The organism is Alistipes sp. CAG:268, assembly GCA_000434235.1.
Lineage (GTDB): Bacteria > Bacteroidota > Bacteroidia > Bacteroidales > Rikenellaceae > Alistipes > Alistipes avistercoris.
Genome location: FR892022.1, coordinates 24,066 through 42,709, shown reverse-complemented (window position 1 = coordinate 42,709; position 18,644 = coordinate 24,066). Strand labels below are relative to the sequence as shown.

Genomic DNA, 18,644 nt, shown 5'->3' with positions numbered 1-18,644 from the left:
GCGCTGTGGCAGTCCCCGCTCTTCCACGTCCTGGCCGGAGGTGCGATCCTCGGTGCCGTCTTCATGGCTACCGACTACGCCACCTCGCCGATGACGGTCCGCGGCTGTGTGATTTTCGGCATCGGCATCGGTGTCATTACGATGCTGATCCGTCTGTGGGGCGCCTATCCCGAGGGCATGTCGTTTGCGATCCTGATCATGAACTCGTGCGTGCCCCTGATCAACAAATATGTGAAACCCAAGCGCTTCGGCGTGAAATAAGGAGGAAAGAGGTATGAAAAGTACTCTTTTGAACATGACCGCCGTGCTCTTCGGCATCACGCTCGTGGCTTCAGCCGGCGTCGGTGTCGTGAACATGATTACCATCGAGCCGATCGCCGCCGCGAAGGCCGCCGCGACGACCGCCGCCCTGTCGGAGGTGCTGCCGCCCTTCGATGAGACGGCCACCGAGCAGATGACCATCGACGAGCTGCCGATCACGGTCTATACGGCTACGAAAGACGGCGAGGTGAGCGGCTACGCCGTGGAGTCGATGACCAAGCAGGGCTTCAACGGCGTGGTGCGCCTGATGGTGGGCTTCACCCCCGACGGCACGATCTATAACGTCAATGTGCTCGAGCAGGCCGAGACCCCGGGCCTCGGAACCAAGATGGCCGACGAGGGCAACCCGCTGCTGGGGAGCGTCAAGGGGCAGAACCCGGCCGAGAAGAAACTCGTGGACGGCCGCCTGGCCGTCACCAAGGACGGAGGCGATGTCGATGTGCTGACTGCCGCGACGATTTCGTCGCGCGCCTGGGTCGATGCGATCAACCGCGCCTGGTCGGCCTACCGGAGCGCCGTCTCGGGCGAGGCTCCCGCCGATGCCGCTTCGGGTGCTTCGAAGTCGGAGTGGCGCCGTCGGGTGCTTGAAGGGGGGAGGGGAGGGGGGAGGAGGGCGCCGCAGACGCTGCCGCCGCAACGGATACGGATTCAACTTCAACGGGCGCCGATGCGCAGGAAGGAGGTCAAGATGAATAAACTGCAGATTATTTTGAGCGGCATCGTCAAGAACAACCCGACGTTCGTGCTCGTGCTCGGCATGTGCCCGACGCTGGGAACGACGACCTCGGCCGCCAACGGAATGGGCATGGGGCTGGCGACGACGGCCGTGCTGATCATGTCGAACCTCGTGATTTCGCTCATCAAGAACATCATTCCGGACAAGGTCCGCATCCCGGCGTTCATCGTCGTGATCGCCTCGTTCGTGACGATCATCCAGATGCTGATGCAGGCCTTCGTGCCGGCGCTCTACGCCGCCTTGGGCGTCTTCATCCCGCTGATCGTGGTCAATTGCATCATCCTGGGCCGCGCCGAGGCCTTCGCCTCGAAGAACTCGCCCGTCGATTCGATCATGGACGGTATCGGCATCGGCATCGGCTTCACGCTGTCGCTGACCGTGATCGGAGCTGTTCGCGAGGTGCTGGGCAGCGGAGCGCTGTTCGGCATGCCGCTCGGAATCTCCGACTACACGCCGCTGGTCTTCGTCCTTGCTCCCGGCGGTTTCCTGACGCTCGGGTACCTGATGGTTCTGTTTAACAAGTTAGCCAAGAAGTAAGCCATGGAGATCTCCTATTTCGCCATAATTATCGGCGCCATCTTCGTAAACAACGTCGTTCTGGCGCAATTCCTCGGCATCTGCCCCTTCCTCGGCGTCTCGTCGAAGGTCGAGACCTCGCTGGGCATGGGTGCCGCCGTGACCTTCGTCATGGCCCTGACGGCTCTGGTGGCCTGGCCGATCCAGACCTACATCCTCGTGCCGCTGCACATCGAGTACATGCAGACGATCGTCTTCATCCTGGTGATCGCCGCGCTGGTGCAGATGGTCGAGATCATCCTCAAGAAGGTCTCGCCGGCCCTCTACCAGGCGCTGGGAATCTTCCTGCCGCTCATCACGACCAACTGCGCCGTGCTGGGTGTGGCCATCCTGATGATCCAGAAGGAGTTCAACCTGCTGCAGAGCGTAGCCTACTCCGTCTCGACGGCGCTCGGTTTCGCCCTGGCCCTGGTGCTGTTCGCCGGTATCCGCGAGCGGCTCGATTTCGAGGACGTGCCCAAATCGCTGCGCGGTGTGCCCATCGCGCTGATCACGGCCAGCATCCTCGCCATGGCGTTCCTCGGCTTCTCGGGTCTGGTATAGCCCGAAGCCGCAAAGCAAACCGAAAGGCCCGGAAGAGCATGCTCTTCCGGGCCTTTCCATGTGCTATCGGGCAGACGGTACTCCGGTTGCGGGGACGGGGCCTGCCGCTGCCCGGGCCCGTTGCAGGGCGGTTGTCCGCCCTTCGGCGGCAACCGTCCTCGGGCATCTATCGCCCGTCGTCAGCCCCGTCGGTCAGCCAGCCGATCGTCAGCCGCGTGAAGCAGATCTTGTAGCCGTTCTCGCCGTCAGCAACCTCCGAGAGCAGCCCGATGGCCCCGTCGGCCAGGCGGGTGAGCGCCGAGTAACCCGAGTAATCCTCCCACACGCTCTTGCGTACGGGCCAGGTGCGCCCTTCGTCGTAGCTCAGGGCCACCGAGACGTTGCGGCGCTGTGCCGTGTCGGCCGGTATCGAGTGCAGCAGCCGGTTGCGCGTGGCCCCCTCCTCCTGCAGCGAGTAGCGGAGCAGGTCGCCGTTGCAGGCCGGGTCGGGCAGGTCGCGCCATTCGGCCGCCTCGCTCCACGTCTTGCCCCGGTCGTGCGATATGGCGTAGCGGCGGTAACCCCGGTCGGGATTGCGGATGCTGATCAGCCAGCTGTCGTCGGCCAGCTCGGCCAGCTTCGACTCGTCGCCGCAGTCGGATGCCGGAGTCGGGAGCAGACGCCACGTCCGCCCGCCGTCGTCCGACTGGCAGACATAGTTGTAGAGCGGCGGCCACTTCTCTCCGGTATGGTGGGCTGCGACGGCGAAGAGCAGGGTGCCGTCGCGCAGCTGGAGCGCACGCCCCGAGCCGGCGAACATACCCGAGACAGGAGCCGCTGCGGGGTTGTCGCACCCCGGGCCGTAGATCTGCGGCGTAATGCATTCGGGGGCGCTCCAGGTCAGCCCGTCGTCGCTGCTGCGCGAGATGTTGATGTCGAGCGGGCGCTCGGCCGTCGAGGCCCACAGCCCGCAGCCCGAGGCGTAGATGCAGAGGATGTCGCCCGAGGTGCGGTCCACGACTAGCGCGGCGTCGCCGTAGCCCGTATGCGGTGTGTGCTGCGCGATGACGATCTGGGGACCCCATGTTCGCCCGTTGTCGGTGCTGCGGCGCACGACCAGGTCGATCAGGTTGGGCAGGTCGCCCTGCGAGTCGTTGCGGCGGTCGGCGACGGCCAGCACCGTCCCTTCGGCAGTTGTGGCCAGAGCCGGAATGCGGTAGTACTTCGATCCTGCATCGCCCGAGCGGAAGAGCACCGTGTGCTCCGGGGCGGGCGGTTCGGCGGCCCGGGTCGCCGGAGGGGCCGCGCAGAGCCCGAGAAGGGCGAAAAGACCCGGAAGAAGCGTGTTTTTCATCTTTCTTGCGATTATTTCAGGTGAAACGTTCGATATCTGCCCGAGATTCGTTACTTTTGCAAAAATAACACAAAAACCCGAATCGCAATGAAGGAGACGATAAAACTCCACGACAGGACGTTCCGCATCATGATTCCCGCCGAGAAGATCGACGAGGCGGTGTCGGCCGTGGCCCGACGCATCAATGCCGATTATGCCGATCTGCCGACGCCGCTGTTCGTCGGTGTCCTGAACGGTTCGTTCATGTTCATGAGCGACCTGATCAAGAAGATCGAATTCAACAACGAACTTTCGTTCGTCAAGCTGGCTTCCTACGAGGGAACCTCCTCGACGGGTGAGGTGAAGAGCCTCATCGGCCTGAACGGCTCGATCGAGGGCCGCCACGTGATCATCGTCGAGGACATTGTCGATACGGGTGAGTCGATCGACCACATGATGCGCGACCTCGAGGCGCGCCACCCGGCCAGTGTCGAGGTCTGCACGCTCTTCTTCAAGCCCGGGTCGTACCGCAAGCAGCGGCCGATCAAGTACCGCGCCATGGAGATCGGCAACGAGTTCATCGTCGGCTACGGCCTGGACTACGACCAGCTCGGCCGCAGCCTGAAAGATATCTACGTCGTTACGGAATGATGGCTCTGACGGCAGATCTCACGTTGCTCGACGGCGGCCGCAAACTGCCGCTCGTCGAGGATTTCTACACTATTCAGGGCGAAGGCTACCACAGTGGCAAGCCGGCCTACTTCATCCGCCTGGGCGGGTGTGATGTCGGCTGCAGCTGGTGCGACGCCAAATACACGTGGAATCCGAAGCTCTACCCGCCGACCGAGGTGGAGACCGTCGTGGCACGCGCCGCGTCGTGTGCTGCGCAGGCGATCGTCATCACGGGCGGCGAGCCGCTGATCTACCCGCTGGGCGAGCTGACGGCGCGCCTGCGCGAACGGGGACTGGAGATCTTTCTCGAGACCTCGGGATCGCACCCCTTCAGCGGGGTGTTCGACTGGGTGTGCCTCTCGCCCAAGCGCAAGCAGCCGCCTCTGGACGAGGCCTTCGGGCGTGCCGACGAACTGAAGGTGATCGTCGAGTCGGAGGAGGACTTCGCGTGGGCCGAGCTCAATGCCTCCCGTGTCGGGAAGCGCTGCATGCTCTACCTGCAGCCCGAGTGGAGCGTCGCCGAGCGCATGATGCCGGCGATTGTGGAGTATGCCAAGGCCCATCCGAGGTGGAACATCTCCATCCAGACGCACAAGTACATGCACATTCCCTAATCGAAGCCGTCCGGCAGTAATTGCCCCGTCAGTCATGAACATCCGTCTCGGTCGCAGATTCTGGATTGCCGTCACGGCGGTCATCGTGGTCGTCACGCTTTTTGTCGTGGGGCGCAATGCGCTGCATGCCGTGAAGATCAAGACGCAGATCAACAGCCTGATGCGCGAGGAGATCTACTACCGCGAGCGGATCGCCCGCGACAGCGCGCTCATCGAGCAACTGCAGTATGACGACTACCTCGAGGAGTATGCCCGCGAGAACTACCACATGCAGCGGCGCAACGAGCATGTCTACATCATCGAGGAGGATTGATCCCGCCGCCCGGGGCAGGGGAGTGCCCGGTGCGTCCGATCGTATCTGAAAAGGCGGGAAACAACGGATCAGTAGTGGGTGAACCCGTGCCAATCGAGCGGCACGGGATTTCCGTTTTGGAGCCAGACGAGTTCCCGTGTGCCGGTGATGCGGCCCAGGGGGTGGAGCGGCGAGCCGAAGCGCTTCAGAAATTCGTCCGCGAGCTGCCCGGCACCCTCCGCATCGGCCGTGAGGAGCAGTTTGTAGTCCTCGCCGCCGCATGCCGCTGTCTGCAGGTCCGACCCCTCGGCCACGGGGACCCGTTCGAGAAGAACCTCGGCGCCGACCCCCGATCGGTCGAGGATGTGCCTCAGGTCGGAGGCCAGTCCGTCCGAGAGGTCCATCATGGCGTGCACCTCCCGGCGCATGCCGAGCCAGAGCCCCTCCTCCACCTGCGGGCGCGGGTTGCGGTGCTCGACGGCTGCCGGGGTGTCGAGCCGCCCGGCAAGCAGGTCGCGCAGACCGGCTCCCGAGGCGCCGAGCGCACCCGTCGTGAAGAGCACGTCGCCCGGACGTGCCGCGCTGCGGCGCTTGATGCACGACAGGGGGGCCCGGCCGATGGCCGTCACGTTGATCGTGATGCCCTGCCCGGAGCGGGTCGTGTCGCCGCCCACGAGTGCCACGCCGTAGCGCTCCGACAGGGCACGGTAGCCCTCCATGAACTCCTCGGCCCACGTCTCGCCCGCATCGGGCGGGAGGGCCAGCGAGAGCAGCGTGGCCACGGGGCGTCCGCCCATCGCGGCGATGTCACTCAGATTGACGGCCAGCGCCTTGCCGCCCAGCTCGCGGGCCGAGGTGGCGCGGCGCAGGAAGTGTACTCCTTCGTTGAGCAGGTCGGCCGTGAAGAGCAGCGCGTCGCCGTCCGCCACGGGCAGCACGGCGCAATCGTCGCCGATGCCCTCGAACCCGTTGAGCGGGAGCTCCGCGAAACGGGCGCATATCTTGTCGATGAATCCGAATTCGGTCATAGTTGCATAGCCTTCGGACAAAGGTATCGAATTTTCCGGGAAATATTCCTATCTTTGTCTGCGAATTGCGGCCGCCGGGCCGCATCCGGAGACAACAGTTGGTTGGTTATGAGAAAGATCCTTATCCTGAACGGGCCGAACCTCAATCTGCAGGGGCGGCGCGACACGCAGGTCTACGGCACACGGACCTTCGACGACTGCCTTGAGAGTTTGCGCCGGGCCTTCCCCGACGTGGAGTTCGGCTACCTCCAGTCCAATGTCGAGGGGGTGCTCATCGATGCGCTCCACGAGGCCGAGTCGCGCTACGACGGCGTCGTGCTCAACGCCGGAGGCTACACCCACACCTCCGTGGCCCTGCGCGATGCCGTGGCGGCGATCCGCATCCCCGTCGTCGAGGTCCACATCTCGTCGATCCTCGCCCGCGAGGAGTTCCGCCACGTGTCGCTGCTGGCGCCCGTCGTCTGCGGCTCGATCATGGGCTTCGGGCTCGATTCCTACCGGCTCGGCGTTGAGGCCCTCCGGCTTGTTGCCGCCCGCTGACGGGGTGGCGGCCGCTGCGTGCGGCCTGTTTTTTGATCCGAAAATTCAACAAAAGAGAGAGTATATGTACAGAATGAAGAAAACGAAGATCGTCGCAACGATGTCCGACTTCCGTTGCACGGAGGAGTTCGTCAAGGAGCTGTTCGATGCGGGTATGGATGTCGTGCGCGTCAATTCGGCGCACGTGACCGAGGAGGGCGCCACACGCATCGTCGAGACCGTGCACCGCGTCAATCCGGCCATTCCGATCATGATCGACACGAAGGGCCCGGAAATCCGTGTGACGACCATCGCCGACGAATACGGCAACAGCATCCACTTCCGGGCCGGCGACCGCGTGGCCGTGCGCGGCTCGGACGGCTCGGACCTGACCACGCGCAAGGTGGTCTACATGAACGTGCCGACGATCGTCCGCGACATCCCCGTCGGGGCACGCATGCTTATTGCCGACGGCGAGCTCGAGATCCGGGTGCTCGGCAAGACGGACGAGGAGCTCGACTGCGAGTTCATCGTCGGCGGCGCCATGCGCTCGCGCAAGAGCGTCAATGTCCCCGGCGTATCGATCGACCTGCCGTCGGTTACGGAGAAGGACCGCCGCTTCATCGAGTGGGCCGTGCGCAACGACGTCGATTTCATCGCCCATTCGTTCGTGCGGTCGGCCCGCGACGTGAAGGCCGTGCAGGATATCCTCGATGCGCACGGAAGCCCGATCAAGATCATCTCCAAGATCGAGAACCAGGAGGGTCTGGACAACATCGACGAGATCATCGAGGCCTCCTACGGCATCATGGTGGCCCGCGGCGACCTGGGCGTGGAGCTCCCGGCCGAGGCCATTCCCAATGCGCAGCGGCGCATCGTCGAGAAGTGCATCTGCGCCAAGCGTCCGGTGATCATCGCCACGCAGATGCTCTATTCGATGGTCAAGTCGCCGCGTCCGACGCGCGCCGAGGTGAGCGACGTGGCCAGCGCCATCTACGAGCGGGTCGATGCCGTGATGCTGAGCGACGAGACCGCCATGGGCGACTATCCCGTCGAGGCGGTTGAGACGATGGCCCGGATCGCCCGGGAGATCGAGCGCGACGAGACCCACTTCAAGCCGATGATCGACATGGACATGGTCTCCGTAAACCACGAGATCACGGCCCAGCTCGCACGGTCGGCCGTGCGTGCCTCGACCAACCTGCCGGTCAAGTATGTGGTGCTCGACACGAAGACCGGCCGCACGGGCCGCTATCTGGCGGCATTCCGCGGCCGCAAGACCGTGATGGCCGTCTGCTACCGGCTCCATGCGCAGCGTATCCTGGCCCTCTCCTACGGCGTGGTGCCGATCCTGCGCACGCAGGAGCTCAGCGACAAGTACCACTTCCTGGTCGATGCGCTGGAGTTCATCGACCAGTACCGCAAACTCCAGGACGATGACCTGATGGCGATCGTGGGCGGCAGCTTCGGCCCCGACGGCGGCGCCTCGTACCTCGAACTGGCCGACGTGCGCGGCATCCGGCGGCGCAACGAGATGATTGCGGCCCAGAACAAGCGATAGATGGCCGCAAAGCAGCTCAGGGAGCGGGTGACCGAGGGGGTCGCGTGGAGCATGGCCGAGAAGATCGGCTCGATGCTCCTCACGGTAGCCGTGCGTCTGGTGATCCTCCGCCTGCTCTCGCCCGATATCCTGGGCTGCATCGCCATCCCGGCGGCCGTCGTGGCGGTGGCCATGGTCATCGCCGACAGCGGCTTCTCGCAGAATCTGATCCGCCGCGACAACCCCTCGCCGGCCGACTACAAGTCGGTCTTCCTCTTCAACATGGCCGTCTCGACGGGGCTCTACGTGCTGCTCACGGCCGCAGCCCCCGCCGTGGCGCGCTACTACGCCATCCCGGAGATCGCCGAGGTGGCGCCCGTCTTCTTCCTGCTGCTGCCCGTCTCGTCGCTCTGCTCCGTGCAGAACGCCATCTTCACGCGGCAGTTCCGTTTCGCGCTGTTGTCGAAGGTCAATTTCCTCTCGTCGCTCGTCAGCGGCCTGGCGGCCGTGGGGCTGGCCCTGGCCGGATGCGGCATCTGGAGCCTCGTGGGCGAGCGGCTGCTGGCCATGGCCGTGCGGGCCGTGCTGCTGTGGCGTCTGAGCGACTGGCGGCCCCGCGGACGCGGGAGCGTGGCCTCGCTGCGCGACATGGCGCCGTTCAGCGTCAGCCTCATGCTGACCGACCTGATCTCGACCTTCTACATGAAGCTCCCGCAGTTTTTCCTCGGCAAGCTCTATCCGACGGCGACGCTCGGTGCGTTCGACCAGGCGGTCAAGCTCAAGGACATGCCCGTGACGGCGGCTACGCAGTCCGTGCAGAGCGTGACCTTCCCGGCCCTCTCCGAGGTGCGGGGCGATGCCCCGAAGTTCGCCGAGAGCTATCGGCAGGTGGTGCTGATCACCGCCTACGTGATGTTCCCCGCGATGCTCGGACTGTCGGCCGTGGCGCACGACCTGTTTGCGCTGCTGCTGAGCGAGAAGTGGATGCCTACGGTGCCCTATTTCGAGGTGGTCTGCCTGGCCGGGCTCTTCTATCCCGTCGGCATGATCTGCTACAACGTGCTGAAGGTCATGAGCCGCGGGCCGCTGATCGTGCGGCTCGAGGTGGTCAAGAAACTGCTCATGACCGTGGTCTTTGCTGTGACGATCCCCCACAGCGTCATGGCCGTGGTCTGGGGGCTTGTCGTGATCGCCTTCGGCGAGATGGCCGTGAACTTCCTTGCCACGCGCCGCTTCACGCGCTTCACGACCCGCCGTTTCCTGCGGACGCTGCTCCCCGTCGCACTGGTCTCGGGGACGATGTACCTGCTCGTGCGGCTGACGGCCTGTGCGGTCCCGGGACACCTGCTCCTCCGTCTTGCGGCCCAGCTTCTGGTCGGCGCGGCGGCCTATGTGGGGCTTTCCGTGCTCTTCCGCCTCGAGGCCTTCGGGCTGTTGTGTGACCTCATGAAAAAACAGGCCGCCCGCTGACGGATGACCTGTTTCCGTATGGCGGCTGTAGGGCCGCCCGCTTTCCCTGCTGTTACTTGTAGACCTTCGGCTCGATCGTGCCGCGCAGCACGACCAGCGCGTTGGCCACCAGCGACTCCAGCTCGTTCTCGCCGGGGTAGACCGTGACCGGGGCGATGAAGGCGCAATGCTCGCGGATGTAGTTCACGACCGGCTCGTTGTAGGCGATGCCGCCCGTGAGGATGATGCCGTCCACGCGCCCGGCAAGGGCTGCGGCCATGGCTCCGATCTGCTTCGATACGTTGTAGCACAAGGCGTCGAGCACCTTCTTGGCCCGCTGGTCTCCCTGCTCGATGCGCTCCATCACCTGCATGACGGAGTTCGTTCCCAGGTAGGCGACCATGCCTCCCTTGCTTGAGATGTATTTGAGCAGCTCCTCGCGGGTGTACTGTCCCGAGAAGCAGACCTTGATGAGCTCGCTCGAGGGAATGCTGCCCGCGCGGTCCGGAGCGAAGGGCCCGTCGCCGTCCAAGGCGTTGTTCACATCGACGATCTTTCCCTGACGGTGTGCGCCGACCGAGATGCCGCCGCCCATGTGGGCCACGATCAGGTTCGACTCTTCGTAGACGAGGCCCGTGCGCTCGCAGTGCAGGCGGGCCGTGGCCTTCTGGTTGAGGGTATGGAAAACCGACTTGCGCGGGCACATCGGCATGCCCGTGATGCGGGCCACGTCGTCCATCTCGTCCACCACGGGCGGGTCGGCGATGTAGGCCTTGACACCGGCCATGTGGGCGATCTGTGCGGCCAGCAGGCCGCCGAGGTTGCAGGCGTGCTTCATCTGGGCGTTCCGCAGGTCGTAGCGCATCCGAGAATTGACCTCGTAGACGCCGGCCGGGATCGGGCGGATGAGTCCTCCGCGGCCGATGACCGCCGAAAGCTCCTTGATGTCGAACGATTTTTCGCGCAGGGCGGAGAGGATCAGACCGCGTCTCCAGTCGAGCTGGTCGATGATGTCGGTGAATCGGGTGAGTTCTTCGGTCGTGTGACGCAGGGTCAGATCCAACAAAGGCCGCTCCTCGTCATAGAGGGCGACCTTTGTGGAAGTAGAGCCGGGATTTATTGCCAATACTTTGTATCCCATAAATTTCTCGGTTCGTTGTAGGTTGTTTTAGGTTGAGGAGTTTGAAAGTGGCCGGAAGGTGCGGGTCCGGCCGGCCCGGAAGAGCTATTTCGCCGCGAGGCAAGCCAGCGCGATCGAGAAGAGTTTCGTCTTGCTCGTGTCGCCGCGCGAGGTGAGCACGCACGGAACCTTCGTACCCATGACCATGGCTGCGAGCTCGCCGCCGCACAGGTGCGATACCGACTTGAAGAAGACGTTTGCCGACTCGAGGTTCGGGAAGAGCAGGCAGTCCGGATCGCCCGCAACCGACGAACCCTTCACCTTCTTGTGCTCGGCGACCTCCTTGTAGAGGGCCACGTCGAGCGACAGCGGACCGTCCACGATCACGTTGCCCAGCTGTCCGCGGTCGGCCATCTTGGCCAGCAGCGCGCCCTCGGTCGAGGAGATGACGTTCGGGAGCAGCTGCTCCGACGGGGCGATGCAGGCGATCTTCGGCGTGGCGATGCCCAGCAGGTTGGCCGTGCGGGCGAGGTAGCCGATCTGTACGGTCTTCTGCTTGAAGTCGGGCAGGGGGATCACCGCCACGTCCGAGATGACAAGCAGCTTGTGGTAGCAGGGCATCTCGACGATCGACACGTGGCTCAGCACGCCCTTCGGCGGGAAGAGTCCGGCCTCCTTGTTGAGGATGCCGCGCATGTACTTGTCGGTCGATACCAGACCCTTCATCAGCACGTCGGCGTTGCCCGCAACGACGGCGGCAACGGCCTGCTGCACGCACTTCACGTCGTTCGACTCATCGACGATGTTGAATGCCTTCAGATCGAGTCCGCTCGTCTGGCAGACCTCCTCGATCACCTTCTTGTCGCCGTAGAGCGTCGGCTCCACGAGGCCCTCCTTGTAGGCTTCGTAGACCGCTTCCAGCGTGTGCGAATCCTGACCGTAGGCTACGGCCAGGCGTTTCCTGCCTCTTTTTCTCGCCTCTTCGACGATTTCTGTAAGATGTTGAATCATGGTTGTGTGTTTATTTTACGAGGTTGTACGTATCGGTTGCGATGACCAGCTCTTCGTTGGTGGCGATCATGGCCACCTTGACCTTCGAGTCGGGGGTCGAGAGCATCTTGTTCACGCCGCGCGCTCCCTGGTTGGCGGCCTTGTCGAAGTGTACGCCCATGAATTCGAGCCCTTCGCAGACCGATTCGCGCATCTCGGACGAGTTCTCGCCCACGCCGCCCGTGAAGACGATCAGATCGACGCCGCCCATCTCGGCCGCATATTCGCCGACGAACTTCTTGATGCGGCGGTAGTGCATGTCGCGGGCCAGGATGGCCTCGGGGTTGCCCTCATCGTAGGCGCGGTCGATGTCGCGCATGTCGCTCGACAGCCCCGTGAGGCCCAGCACGCCCGAGCGCTTGTTCATCATCTCGTTCAGCTCGGCATAGGTCATGCCCTCCTTTTCACCGATGTAGGTGACGGCGCTGGCATCCACCGAGCCGCAGCGCGTGCCCATGACCAGACCGTCCAGGGGCGAGAAGCCCATCGACGTGTCGAACGACTTGCCGTTGAGGACGGCCGTCACCGAGGCGCCGTTGCCGATGTGGCAGGTGATGATCTTCGAGTTCTCGAAGTCGAGGCCGGCCAGTTCGGCGCCGATGCGGGCGACGTAGCGGTGGCTCGTGCCGTGGAAGCCGTACTTGCGCACGCGGTATTTGTCGTAGTAGGCGTGCGGCAGGGCGTACATGTAGTTCACGGCCGGGATGGTCTGGTGGAACGACGTGTCGAAGACCGTCACCTGGGGTACGCCCGGGAGCACCTTCTCGATTGAGAGCACACCCTCGAGGTTGGCGGGGTTGTGCAGCGGAGCGATTTCGAACAGCGAGCGGATCTTCTCCTTGACCTCCTCGGTAACCAGACAGCTCTCGGGGAAGTATTCGCCGCCGTGTGCCACGCGGTGGCCGACGGCTTTCACCTCGTCGAGCGAGCGGATGACGCCGTGCTGCGGGTCCGTCAGGGCGTCGAGCACCAGGCGGATGCCGGTCGTGTGGTCGGGAATCGGCTGGCGGAGTTCGAACGGCTCCTTGCCGACGGGTTTGTGCACGAGGTCGCCCTCGGGAAGGCCGATGCGCTCGACGATGCCTTTAGCGAGCAGTTTGCTCGATGCGGCCTCCATGTCGATGACCTGATACTTGATCGAGGACGAGCCGCAGTTCAATACCAAAATTACCATAGTGTTCTATTTTTTGAGTTTTCAGTTTTTCAGTTGTGCGCCGATCCACATGCCCAGCGCGGCGAAGGCGATGCATACCGCCACGCTCAGGGCCACGTAGGCGGCTGCCGGTCCGTAGTCGCCGGCGCGGAGCAGCCGCACGGCATCGGCCGAGAAGGTCGAGAAGGTGGTGAACCCTCCGCAGAACCCCACGACGAGCAATTGCGATGCCGATGCCGAAGGTGCGAGCGCGAGCAAAAAACCGATGACCAGCGATCCCGCAGCATTGACCGTGAACGTTCCGGCGGGGAATCCCAGCAGCGTATGCCCGGCCAGCAGGCCGTAGGAGACCAGGTAGCGGACGATGCTCCCGGCCGCGCCGCCGAGTCCGACGGTGATGATTTCACGAATCATAAGTAAATATATGTGTATTTTTACGAATATGCAAATTTAAGGAAAAAATACTTGCGGATCGTTATGCGTGTGCCGGTTTTTTCTCTGTTTTTTGTCGGATTCCGTCGGGGATGTGTCCGTTTGGTCCGCAAACCCGGTGTGCGGACGGGACGAAAGAGGTTCCCAAAACGGTTTGAATGCGGTTCCGAGGGGGGATGACGCCGTTTTTCGGGCGGGAAGCGGAGCGCTTGATTCCGGGCCGGAATGCGGACCGTTTTCTCCCGGTGCGGCTTTCTTCCGGTTCGGCCCGACCGCAACTCCTGCGGACCGGATCGGGACGTAGCGGTGGGCTGCCCGTCCGACATCCCGGCGTGGCAGGAAGGGCGGGTGCCTTGTCGGCAGGATCAGGGCTCGTATTTGTACCCCATGCCCTTGACCGTGACGATGCGTTCGTCGCCGATCTTCTGGCGCAGCTTGCGGATGTGCACGTCGATCGTCCGGTCGCCGACCACCACGTCGCTGCCCCAGATCTTCGCGTAAATCTCCTCGCGCGTGACGAGTTTCCCGGGAGACGAACAGAGCAGGTCGAGCAATGCGAACTCCTTGCGCGGAAGGGTGATCTCCTCGCCGTTGCGGATCACGGTGTAGCGCTCCCGATCCACTGTGATGCCCTCCTTGCGGGCTTCGGCGCCGGGGATGGCGGGCGAAGCGTCCACTCGCTTCAGGATGGCCTGTATGCGGCTGATCAGCAGTTTCATGCGGATCGGTTTGGTCAGGTAGTCGTCGGCTCCGACGTCGAATCCCGCGAGTTGCTGCTCCTCCTCGCCCAGGGCCGAGAGGAAGACGACCATCGTGTCGCGCAGCGCCGGGTCGCGGCGTATGGCCCGGCAGGTCTCCACGCCGTCCATTACGGGCATCATCATGTCGAGCAGGATGAGGTGCGGGCGGCAGCGGGCGGCCGTTTCGAGCGCTTCGGCCCCGTTCTGTGCCGTGTAGACCTCGTAGCCTTCGCGCACGAGGTTGTAGCGCACGAATTCGAGGATGTCGATCTCGTCATCGACCAGCAGGATGCGGTGGTTCATGGTTTCGGTTCGTACTTCCCGGCCGATGCGGGAGGCGGTTTGTTATCTTGTGCGAAGATACGAATTTTCCGGCGAAAACCTTCGGCGGACGGGGAAAAATAAGTATATTTGCGAGATTTATGTACTCTCGTGTTCGCACGGGTTAAAAACGCGTACTCAAATGGCTACTGAAAAACCGAACCTTCCTGCTCCCGAGGAGCAAGTCAGCCCCGTGGCTGAGGATGTGCAAGCTGCTCCCGAAACGGCTGCTGATGCCGTACAACCCGAACTGTCCGCACCTGCGGAGACCCAGGCCGACCCGGCGCAGCCGCGTCCCAAACGTGCCCGGATCAAACCCGTGGCGGAGCCTGTGGAGACGGAAGCCGATGAGGACGAGGCTCCGGCCAATGTAGAGGTCGATTTCTCGGACGAGGATGCCGCCCTGGCCGCGCGGAGCGCCGGACTCGAACTGGACGAGGCAACCGCCGAGGAGGACGCCGCCGAGCGTGCCGCCGGCGAGGAGTCTTCCGAAGACCGTTTCGCCGGAAAGAGCAAGGAGGAGCTGGTGGGGCTGTTTGCCCGGATGCTCGAGGAGCAGCCCGTGCAGTCGATCCGCCGCGATGTCGAGGCGCTGAAGATCGCCTTCTACCGTCTGCGCCGCGCCGAGGTCGAGGCTGCCCGCCGCCGCTTCGTCGAGGAGGGGGGAGCCGAGAAGGATTTCACACCGGCCGTCGATGGCGTCGAGACGCAGCTCAAGGAGCTGTTCCGTGAATACCGCCGCCGCCGCGACGAGTTCATCGCCAACCTCGAGGCCGAGAAGGAGCGCAACCTCAAGATCAAACTCGAGATCATCGAGGAGCTCAAGGAACTGGTCAATTCGGACGAGACGCTCAACCATACGTTCACGAAGTTCCGCGAACTCCAGCAGCGCTGGAAGGAGACGGGCATCGTGCCCCAGCAGCAGGTCAAGGACCTGTGGGAGACCTACAACCTGCATGTCGAGAACTTCTACAACTTCATCAAGATCAACAAGGAGCTGCGCGACCTCGATCTGAAGAAGAACTACGAGCAGAAGGTGGCCCTCTGCGAGCAGGCCGAAGCCCTGCTGCTCGAGCCTTCGATTGTCGAGGCATTCCACAAGCTGCAGAAACTCCATGACGAGTGGCGCGAGACGGGCCCCGTCGCCAACGAATACAAGGAGGCGCTCTGGGAGCGCTTCAAGGCCGCGTCGAGCCGCATCAACAAGCAGCACCAGGAGCACTTCGAGGCGCTGAAGGCCGAACAGGTGAAGAACCTCGGGCTGAAGACCGAACTGTGCGTGGCCACCGAGGAGCTGGCCGCCCAGCCCCTCACCACGCGCAAGGAGTGGAACCGGGCCAGCGACCGTCTGCTCGAGATCCAGAAAACGTGGAAGACGATCGGTTTCGCCCCGAAGAAGGACAACAACCGCATCTACGAGCGTTTCCGCACGGCCTGCGACCGCTTCTTCGAGGCCAAGCGGCAGTTCTATGCCGGTGTGAAGGCCGAGATGGAGCACAACCTGCAGCTGAAGCTTGAACTGTGCGAGGCGGCCGAGTCGCTCTCTGGAAGCGAGGAGTGGAAGAAGACCACCGACGAACTGATCGCCCTGCAGGCCCGCTGGAAGCAGATCGGGGCCGTGGCGCGCCGCCATTCGGATGCCGTGTGGAAGCGTTTCCGCGCGGCCTGCGACAAGTTCTTCGAGCGCAAGAGCGCCCACTTCGCCAGTGTGGACGATGAGCACGAGGAGAACCTGCGCCGCAAGCTGGCCCTGCTCGACGAGATGGAGGCAGCCGACGTGAAGGCGGGCGGTTACGAGGTGATCCGCGACTTCCAGCGCCGCTGGGGCGAGATCGGCTTCGTGCCCATCAAGCGGAAGGACGCCGTGCAGAAGCGCTACAAGGCCGCTGTCGATGCGCTCTTCTCCGTGCTGCGCGGTTCGGAGCGCGACCGCTCGATGGACCGCTTCCGCGAGAAGGTCTCCACGCTCAAGGCGTCGGGCGACCGGCGGCTGCGTTCGGAGCGTGAGCGCCTCTACAACAAGGTGCGCCAGCTCGAACAGGAGATCGCCCTGCTGGAGAACAACATCGGCTTCTTCGCCAAGTCGAAGAACGCCGAGGCGCTCGTGGCCGACGTGCGTGCCAAGATCGACCGGGCCCGCGGGGAGATGGCTGCCGCCATCGAGAAGGTGAAGCTCATCGACCGGCAGGCCCAGGAGGAGGGCGGCGAGCCGCAGAAGGAGTAGGGGTACCGCTCCCGCTGCGGGCGCGTCCGGCAGCGGGCCGAACCCCGACGGCGGAGCGTCCCGGAAGGAGTGCCGCGCCGGACGAAAACCAAGGATTTTACGACTTTAAACAAAACATAATGAAACTCTCCAAACCCAAGTACATATTCGTGACGGGCGGCGTGGCGTCGTCGCTCGGCAAGGGTATTATTTCGGCGTCGATCGCCCGCCTGCTGCAGGCCCGCGGCTATTCGGTGACCATCCAGAAACTCGATCCCTACATCAACGTCGATCCCGGCACGTTGAACCCCTACGAGCACGGCGAGTGCTACGTGACGGAGGACGGCGCCGAAACGGACCTTGACCTGGGCCACTACGAGCGCTTCACGAACCACCCGACGTCGAAGGCCAACAACGTGACCACGGGCAAGATCTACAAGAGCGTCATCGAGAAGGAGCGCAAGGGCGAGTACCTGGGCAAGACCGTGCAGGTCATTCCCCACATTACGGACGAGATCAAGCGCCGCATCCAGCTGCTGGGCCAGACCAAGCAGTACGACATCATCATCACCGAGATCGGCGGTACGGTGGGCGACATCGAGTCGCTGCCGTTCATCGAGTCGGTGCGTCAGCTGCGCTACTCGCTCGGCTACAGGAACACGGCGCTCGTACACCTGACGCTCATCCCCTACATGTCGGCTTCGGGCGAGCTGAAGACCAAGCCGACGCAGCACTCGGTCAAGGCGCTGCTCGAGAACGGCCTCCAGCCCGACATCCTCGTCCTGCGCACGGAGCATCCGCTGCCGCTGAGCCTGCGCCGCAAGGTGGCCCTGTTCTGCAACGTCGATGCCAACGCCGTGATGGAGTCGATCGACGTGCCGACGATCTACGAGGTCCCGATGAAGATGCACGAACAGCACCTCGACGAGGTGGTGCTCGACAAGCTGGACCTGCCGGCCGACAAGGAGCCCGACATGGCCGCCTGGACCGCCATGGTCGATAAGATCAAGCATCCGTCGAAGACGATCGAGATCGCGCTGGTGGGCAAGTACACCGAGTTGCCCGACGCCTACAAGTCGATCTGCGAGTCGTTCGTGCACGCCGGTGCGGTGAACGACTGCAAGGTGAAGCTGAGCTACGTGAACTCCGAGCGGATCGACGCCTCGAACGTCGCCGCGCAGCTGGGCTGCATGGCGGGTATTCTCGTGGCTCCGGGCTTCGGCAACCGCGGCATCGAGGGCAAGATCGAGGCCGTGCGTTTCGCCCGTGAGAACGGAATCCCGTTCTTCGGCATCTGCCTGGGCATGCAGTGCGCCGTGATCGAGTTCGCGCGCCACGTCCTGGGTCTTGCCGATGCCAACTCGAGCGAGATGGAGCAGACGGCTCATCCGGTGATCGACCTCATGGAGGAGCAGAAGGGCATCACGGCCAAGGGCGGAACGATGCGTCTGGGCGCCTATCCCTGCGTGCTGCGCAAGGGCTCGAAAGCCGCCGAGGCCTACGGCAAGCTCCACATCTCGGAGCGCCACCGCCACCGCTACGAGTTCAACAACGACTACCTCGCCCAGTTCGAGGCCGCCGGCATGAAGGCCGTGGGTGTCAATCCCGATACGAACCTGGTGGAGGTCATCGAACTGGAGAACCACCCGTGGTTCATCGGCACGCAGTACCACCCCGAATACAAGAGTACGATGCTCAGCCCCTCGCCGCTGTTCGTGTCGTTCGTCCGCGCGGCACTCGACTACGCCGAAAAGGAGCAGAAGCAGAATAAGTAAACAACCTCATCTTCCCGCCGGGCGGGAAGACGCATGAACGTTCTAAATGGATAAGAAATCGATTATCGGCATTGCGGTTGTCGCAGTGCTCTTTCTGGGCTTCGCGTACCTGAACACGAAGGAACAGAAGAAATACGAACAGGAGATGGCCGCATGGCAGGCCACGCAGGATTCGCTGGCTGCCGTGAACCGGGCCGCCGCCGTGGCCGCCGATACGACGGCCGGGCTCGCCCCGACCGACCCGGGGG

Annotated in this window: 18 protein-coding genes and 1 pseudogene; 12 read left to right on the top strand and 7 right to left on the bottom strand. The window is 63.6% G+C overall.

What is annotated here, in order from left to right:
* The 4 genes and pseudogenes from QZL63_RS10605 to rsxA form a co-directional block, all read left to right on the top strand.
* Positions 1–261 (top strand): RnfABCDGE type electron transport complex subunit D (locus tag QZL63_RS10605; protein ID WP_290587136.1); only part of this gene is annotated, 261 nt, incomplete at its 5' end.
* 13 nt (positions 262–274) lie between these two features.
* Positions 275–817: pseudogene (locus QZL63_RS10600) on the top strand (RnfABCDGE type electron transport complex subunit G); the annotation flags it as partial.
* Between the two features lie 192 nt (positions 818–1,009).
* On the top strand, positions 1,010–1,594 hold the full coding sequence (locus QZL63_RS10595; protein ID WP_290587183.1) for an RnfABCDGE type electron transport complex subunit E: 585 nt from the start codon (positions 1,010–1,012) through the stop codon (positions 1,592–1,594).
* 3 nt (positions 1,595–1,597) lie between these two features.
* Complete coding sequence (gene rsxA, locus QZL63_RS10590) at positions 1,598–2,176, top strand: electron transport complex subunit RsxA (RefSeq protein WP_022309267.1); 579 nt, start codon at positions 1,598–1,600, stop codon at positions 2,174–2,176.
* A 166-nt stretch (positions 2,177–2,342) separates the two neighbouring features.
* Here rsxA and QZL63_RS10585 read toward each other — a convergent pair whose 3' ends face one another.
* Positions 2,343–3,509, bottom strand: a complete 1,167-nt coding sequence (locus QZL63_RS10585) for a sialidase family protein (RefSeq protein WP_022309266.1) — start codon at positions 3,507–3,509, stop codon at positions 2,343–2,345.
* An 87-nt stretch (positions 3,510–3,596) separates the two neighbouring features.
* Between QZL63_RS10585 and hpt the strand changes: the two genes are divergently transcribed.
* From hpt to QZL63_RS10570, 3 genes are read left to right on the top strand one after another with little or no spacing between them, the layout of a single operon-like run.
* Positions 3,597–4,139 (top strand): hypoxanthine phosphoribosyltransferase, encoded by a 543-nt coding sequence (gene hpt / locus QZL63_RS10580; protein WP_022309265.1) that lies wholly within the window; start codon positions 3,597–3,599, stop codon positions 4,137–4,139.
* Positions 4,139–4,774: a 7-carboxy-7-deazaguanine synthase QueE gene (locus QZL63_RS10575; RefSeq protein WP_290587180.1), complete on the top strand. Its 636-nt coding sequence runs from the start codon at positions 4,139–4,141 to the stop codon at positions 4,772–4,774. Before hpt ends, QZL63_RS10575 begins: the two co-directional genes overlap by 1 nt.
* Positions 4,775–4,808: 34 nt before the next feature.
* Positions 4,809–5,087: a septum formation initiator family protein gene (locus QZL63_RS10570; RefSeq protein WP_022309263.1), complete on the top strand. Its 279-nt coding sequence runs from the start codon at positions 4,809–4,811 to the stop codon at positions 5,085–5,087.
* Positions 5,088–5,155: 68 nt separating this feature from the next.
* Here the strand turns inward: QZL63_RS10570 and thiL are convergent, their stop codons facing one another.
* Positions 5,156–6,094, bottom strand: a complete 939-nt coding sequence (thiL, locus tag QZL63_RS10565; protein ID WP_022309262.1) for a thiamine-phosphate kinase — start codon at positions 6,092–6,094, stop codon at positions 5,156–5,158.
* Between the two features lie 108 nt (positions 6,095–6,202).
* On the opposite strand from thiL, the gene aroQ reads away from it, so the two are divergent.
* The 3 genes from aroQ (at position 6,203) to QZL63_RS10550 (ending at position 9,623) form a co-directional block, all read left to right on the top strand.
* Positions 6,203–6,634, top strand: a complete 432-nt coding sequence (gene aroQ, locus QZL63_RS10560; protein ID WP_022309261.1) for a type II 3-dehydroquinate dehydratase — start codon at positions 6,203–6,205, stop codon at positions 6,632–6,634.
* Between the two features lie 64 nt (positions 6,635–6,698).
* Positions 6,699–8,174: a pyruvate kinase gene (gene pyk / locus QZL63_RS10555; protein ID WP_022309260.1), complete on the top strand. Its 1,476-nt coding sequence runs from the start codon at positions 6,699–6,701 to the stop codon at positions 8,172–8,174.
* The gene (locus tag QZL63_RS10550) at positions 8,175–9,623 is read left to right on the top strand and encodes a lipopolysaccharide biosynthesis protein (protein ID WP_022309259.1); all 1,449 of its coding nucleotides are present in this window, start codon (positions 8,175–8,177) and stop codon (positions 9,621–9,623) included.
* 52 nt (positions 9,624–9,675) lie between these two features.
* Here QZL63_RS10550 and buk read toward each other — a convergent pair whose 3' ends face one another.
* The 5 genes from buk to QZL63_RS10525 form a co-directional block, all read right to left on the bottom strand.
* A complete protein-coding gene (gene buk / locus QZL63_RS10545; RefSeq protein WP_022309258.1) occupies positions 9,676–10,743 on the bottom strand; it encodes a butyrate kinase in 1,068 nt (355 codons plus the stop codon).
* 84 nt (positions 10,744–10,827) lie between these two features.
* Positions 10,828–11,733 carry a phosphate acyltransferase gene (locus tag QZL63_RS10540; protein ID WP_022309257.1) on the bottom strand — a complete coding sequence of 302 codons (906 nt, stop codon included), beginning with the start codon at positions 11,731–11,733 and terminating at the stop codon, positions 10,828–10,830.
* A gap of 10 nt (positions 11,734–11,743) precedes the next feature.
* Positions 11,744–12,946 (bottom strand): acetate/propionate family kinase, encoded by a 1,203-nt coding sequence (locus tag QZL63_RS10535; RefSeq protein ID WP_022309256.1) that lies wholly within the window; start codon positions 12,944–12,946, stop codon positions 11,744–11,746.
* 21 nt (positions 12,947–12,967) lie between these two features.
* On the bottom strand, positions 12,968–13,339 hold the full coding sequence (crcB, locus tag QZL63_RS10530; RefSeq protein WP_022309255.1) for a fluoride efflux transporter CrcB: 372 nt from the start codon (positions 13,337–13,339) through the stop codon (positions 12,968–12,970).
* 383 nt (positions 13,340–13,722) lie between these two features.
* On the bottom strand, positions 13,723–14,400 hold the full coding sequence (locus QZL63_RS10525) for a response regulator transcription factor (protein WP_022309254.1): 678 nt from the start codon (positions 14,398–14,400) through the stop codon (positions 13,723–13,725).
* 160 nt (positions 14,401–14,560) lie between these two features.
* Here QZL63_RS10525 and QZL63_RS10520 point away from each other — a divergent pair, with 160 nt between their 5' ends.
* Together QZL63_RS10520 and QZL63_RS10515 are read left to right on the top strand one after the other, a co-directional pair.
* Positions 14,561–16,642 carry a DUF349 domain-containing protein gene (locus QZL63_RS10520; RefSeq protein ID WP_022309253.1) on the top strand — a complete coding sequence of 694 codons (2,082 nt, stop codon included), beginning with the start codon at positions 14,561–14,563 and terminating at the stop codon, positions 16,640–16,642.
* A gap of 119 nt (positions 16,643–16,761) precedes the next feature.
* On the top strand, positions 16,762–18,396 hold the full coding sequence (locus tag QZL63_RS10515) for a CTP synthase (RefSeq protein ID WP_022309252.1): 1,635 nt from the start codon (positions 16,762–16,764) through the stop codon (positions 18,394–18,396).
* The last annotated feature ends 248 nt before the right edge of the window (positions 18,397–18,644 follow it).

Bases quoted from the DNA above. Each gene is read 5' to 3' on its own strand.
- QZL63_RS10520 (WP_022309253.1), top strand. From the start codon at position 14,561: ATGGCTACTGAAAAACCGAACCTTCCTGCTCCCGAGGAGCAAGTCAGC.
- QZL63_RS10575 (WP_290587180.1), top strand. From the start codon at position 4,139: ATGGCTCTGACGGCAGATCTCACGTTGCTCGACGGCGGCCGCAAACTG.
- QZL63_RS10535 (WP_022309256.1), bottom strand. From the start codon at position 12,946: ATGGTAATTTTGGTATTGAACTGCGGCTCGTCCTCGATCAAGTATCAG.
- rsxA (WP_022309267.1), top strand. From the start codon at position 1,598: ATGGAGATCTCCTATTTCGCCATAATTATCGGCGCCATCTTCGTAAAC.
- QZL63_RS10525 (WP_022309254.1), bottom strand. From the start codon at position 14,400: ATGAACCACCGCATCCTGCTGGTCGATGACGAGATCGACATCCTCGAA.
- aroQ (WP_022309261.1), top strand. From the start codon at position 6,203: ATGAGAAAGATCCTTATCCTGAACGGGCCGAACCTCAATCTGCAGGGG.
- QZL63_RS10570 (WP_022309263.1), top strand. From the start codon at position 4,809: ATGAACATCCGTCTCGGTCGCAGATTCTGGATTGCCGTCACGGCGGTC.
- QZL63_RS10550 (WP_022309259.1), top strand. From the start codon at position 8,175: ATGGCCGCAAAGCAGCTCAGGGAGCGGGTGACCGAGGGGGTCGCGTGG.
- QZL63_RS10585 (WP_022309266.1), bottom strand. From the start codon at position 3,509: ATGAAAAACACGCTTCTTCCGGGTCTTTTCGCCCTTCTCGGGCTCTGC.
- QZL63_RS10515 (WP_022309252.1), top strand. From the start codon at position 16,762: ATGAAACTCTCCAAACCCAAGTACATATTCGTGACGGGCGGCGTGGCG.
- buk (WP_022309258.1), bottom strand. From the start codon at position 10,743: ATGGGATACAAAGTATTGGCAATAAATCCCGGCTCTACTTCCACAAAG.
- pyk (WP_022309260.1), top strand. From the start codon at position 6,699: ATGTACAGAATGAAGAAAACGAAGATCGTCGCAACGATGTCCGACTTC.
- QZL63_RS10540 (WP_022309257.1), bottom strand. From the start codon at position 11,733: ATGATTCAACATCTTACAGAAATCGTCGAAGAGGCGAGAAAAAGAGGC.
- crcB (WP_022309255.1), bottom strand. From the start codon at position 13,339: ATGATTCGTGAAATCATCACCGTCGGACTCGGCGGCGCGGCCGGGAGC.
- thiL (WP_022309262.1), bottom strand. From the start codon at position 6,094: ATGACCGAATTCGGATTCATCGACAAGATATGCGCCCGTTTCGCGGAG.
- hpt (WP_022309265.1), top strand. From the start codon at position 3,597: ATGAAGGAGACGATAAAACTCCACGACAGGACGTTCCGCATCATGATT.
- QZL63_RS10595 (WP_290587183.1), top strand. From the start codon at position 1,010: ATGAATAAACTGCAGATTATTTTGAGCGGCATCGTCAAGAACAACCCG.